Raw genomic sequence first — 2,525 nt, forward strand, 5'->3', positions numbered from 1 at the left:
TTATTACCTTTTATTAGTGAAAAAAAAACCTGATTAGTCATTCTGGTACGAACAGAATGGTAATCAGGTTAAAGGTGCGCTGCCTTTCCGCTATGGTTTCGTACACCGTACAGGAAAGACTCGTATAGCATACACAATTTTAGTATAAAGTCAATAATGCAATAAAGATAAAAATAAATTGACATTTATATTTTTTTGTTTAAACTATTCACAACATCAAAAAAAAACAATTGAGGAGTACAAAATGACTAAAATATATTGCAAACTAACTGACCAAAAAATGAGAACGCACAACGGTTTTCAGTGGGTTTTAGGCAAGAAAGAAATTATAAAGAAAAAAGGCGGTAGCTTATGCACAGACGCATATTTTCACTGTTACGAACATCCACTTTTAGCCGTGTTACTCAATTCAATGCACGCAAATATAAAAAATCCACGCTTGTTTTTAATAGAAGTTGGTGGGGAGAACAAAGAGGATAATGGATTAAAATGTGGTTTCAAGGAAATGACTCTTATTGAAGAGATTAAGTTACCAGAAATAAGCATTAACCAAAAAATAGCGTTCGGGATACTCTGCGCTTTGGAAGTTTACAAAGAAGAATCATTTGTAAAATGGGCCAATAATTGGCTTAATAATGTAGATAGAAGCAAAACAAGCGCCAACGCCGCCGCCGCCGCCGACGCCTACGCCAACTACGCCTACGCCGCCGCCTACGTCGCCTACTCCGCCTACGCCGACGCCGCCTACGCCAATTTAGATTTAATCTCAATAGCTAAAAAAGCATTAACTTACAATTAGGACTAAACATGAAAGATAAAAAAACACATCCTCTGGCAATTAGCACAGAAGCATATAAAAAGCTGTTAGACGCTCAATATATGCTTGGATTACGCGGCCCTCGTAAATTCCTTCGTGAATGTGTTGAGGAGGCAATAAACGACTGGTTTAAAAAGGTGACAGACAATGAAAAAGAGTAAATCTAAGATAGGCGGTACGGTTCGGCCTTGGAAGTGTGTATGTTAATGGATCTGCTAAACATTGTATTAACAGGCGTATTCTTTCTGTTCTTGTTAATACTGGCCTTATGCCCTTTATTTTGTATAGGGCTATTTTTACAAAGTTTGTTAATGAGTAGGAGTAAATGAAATGTTGATAGATGAAACTGTTGAAATAGGCAATAACCTTGAGTTTAATGCTCATTATCTTGATGGAATGACTGTTGATGTTGCTTTAATTGACTTTAATGAGGAATTTAAAATAGATAAAGACAAAGCCATAGAAATTATTGCTTTCTTACAAAAACATTTTGGGGTGTAAGATGACAACAACAATAAAACTGTTATATTCCAGGACAGGAATATTCAAAGAGCGAAAACGTGAGTTCATCGGCAAAGACTGGAAAGAAGCTGTAAAAGCTGAACAGGAATGGCGTGAGGAGATAGGATCAATTGATATAATTGATAGGAGGATAATTGAAAATACATCTATGTAGGTGGCACTACATTACAAAAACATGTCGCGTATGTAAAAACTGCGCCAAAATGCAATCAAAACCACAAGGTTATTGGTTTTGGGTAACAATAAGTGAGAGTGAGGATTTTTTTAATGAATAAAAAGGAATATGCAATATACAACAGAATCGGACTTGAAATAATAGACGGCAAATGCGAAAGAACATGCAGACATGAAACAGTACGTATAATGGCTCAGTCTGAGGGTTACGCAATGGTTAGAAAGGAAATAGGAACGCCGTTTGTTGTACCATCACTTGAGCTTACATCTATAACAAAGGAAAATACAAAATGAGTAAATTATGTAAGACATGTAAGTATTGGCTAAAAGAAGATATGTATCCGTTTTCAGGAAATGTACCAGAATTAGGCGAATGTCGCGCTGTTATGCAATTATGGGATGCAACTGAATGGAATGATGATGGCGAATCAAGAAAAATTAAAGACGAATGTATAGGGAAATTAGCATTTGTTCAAGACGCAAGTGATTATAGGGCATATCTTAAAACAATGCCGGATTTCGGTTGCGTACAATATGAGAACATTTAAAATGGATAACATAGAAATATTCCTTATCATAGCATATTTTTCAACAATACTTGCGTTTGTTGTTTTAACAAATTCATACATTGAATTTATAGTTGCAGTAATAATATTTTTTTTAACGAAAGACTGGGTGAAAAATGGATAATATCAAAGAAATACTAAAAGACCGTGGCAGTATATACGGTGATTACCAGGATGTATCACGGGTATCTCAGCACCTGAAGTCAACCATGAGGAGCGTTGAAAATTGGGCGTCGCTTGACAATCAAAAAAAAGAATCATTTGAAATGATAGCCAACAAAATAGCCCGTATCCTGTGCGGTGATCCAAAATATATAGACAATTACCGTGATATTATCGGCTATATTCAGCTCATCATAGACTCTCTGTCATATACGGATGGAGCGAGTGATGTTGTGGTATCCAAGAAAACAAGGGTTAAAGGGGTTTGGCAATGAAAGAAATAA

General features: G+C 35.9%; 7 protein-coding genes. All 7 read left to right on the top strand.

All coding sequences use genetic code 11. The annotated features are described in order from the left end of the window. The first annotated feature begins 244 nt into the window (after window positions 1-244). Complete coding sequence (locus WC707_07105) at window positions 245-799, top strand: hypothetical protein (protein MFA6066923.1); 555 nt, start codon at window positions 245-247, stop codon at window positions 797-799. Window positions 800-807: 8 nt separating this feature from the next. Beyond that, complete coding sequence (locus WC707_07110) at window positions 808-978, top strand: hypothetical protein (GenBank protein MFA6066924.1); 171 nt, start codon at window positions 808-810, stop codon at window positions 976-978. A gap of 169 nt (window positions 979-1,147) precedes the next feature. Further along, window positions 1,148-1,318, top strand: coding sequence for a hypothetical protein (locus WC707_07115; protein MFA6066925.1), 171 nt, complete (start codon window positions 1,148-1,150; stop codon window positions 1,316-1,318). A 1-nt stretch (window position 1,319) separates the two neighbouring features. Continuing rightward, on the top strand, window positions 1,320-1,493 hold the full coding sequence (locus WC707_07120) for a hypothetical protein (protein MFA6066926.1): 174 nt from the start codon (window positions 1,320-1,322) through the stop codon (window positions 1,491-1,493). Window positions 1,494-1,606: 113 nt separating this feature from the next. Then, window positions 1,607-1,807, top strand: a complete 201-nt coding sequence (locus WC707_07125; GenBank protein MFA6066927.1) for a hypothetical protein — start codon at window positions 1,607-1,609, stop codon at window positions 1,805-1,807. Beyond that, window positions 1,804-2,061 carry a hypothetical protein gene (locus WC707_07130; GenBank protein ID MFA6066928.1) on the top strand — a complete coding sequence of 86 codons (258 nt, stop codon included), beginning with the start codon at window positions 1,804-1,806 and terminating at the stop codon, window positions 2,059-2,061. Before WC707_07125 ends, WC707_07130 begins: the two co-directional genes overlap by 4 nt. Before the next feature lie 134 nt (window positions 2,062-2,195). Then, window positions 2,196-2,516 (top strand): hypothetical protein, encoded by a 321-nt coding sequence (locus WC707_07135; GenBank protein MFA6066929.1) that lies wholly within the window; start codon window positions 2,196-2,198, stop codon window positions 2,514-2,516. The last annotated feature ends 9 nt before the right edge of the window (window positions 2,517-2,525 follow it).

The organism is Candidatus Babeliaceae bacterium, from assembly GCA_041660765.1.
GTDB lineage: Bacteria > Babelota > Babeliae > Babelales > Babelaceae > JBAZVR01.

Excerpts from the sequence above, each read along its gene's own strand:
- WC707_07105 (MFA6066923.1), top strand. The coding sequence starts at position 245 with ATGACTAAAATATATTGCAAACTAACTGACCAAAAAATGAGAACGCAC.
- WC707_07110 (MFA6066924.1), top strand. The coding sequence starts at position 808 with ATGAAAGATAAAAAAACACATCCTCTGGCAATTAGCACAGAAGCATAT.
- WC707_07115 (MFA6066925.1), top strand. The coding sequence starts at position 1,148 with ATGTTGATAGATGAAACTGTTGAAATAGGCAATAACCTTGAGTTTAAT.
- WC707_07120 (MFA6066926.1), top strand. The coding sequence starts at position 1,320 with ATGACAACAACAATAAAACTGTTATATTCCAGGACAGGAATATTCAAA.
- WC707_07125 (MFA6066927.1), top strand. The coding sequence starts at position 1,607 with ATGAATAAAAAGGAATATGCAATATACAACAGAATCGGACTTGAAATA.
- WC707_07130 (MFA6066928.1), top strand. The coding sequence starts at position 1,804 with ATGAGTAAATTATGTAAGACATGTAAGTATTGGCTAAAAGAAGATATG.
- WC707_07135 (MFA6066929.1), top strand. The coding sequence starts at position 2,196 with ATGGATAATATCAAAGAAATACTAAAAGACCGTGGCAGTATATACGGT.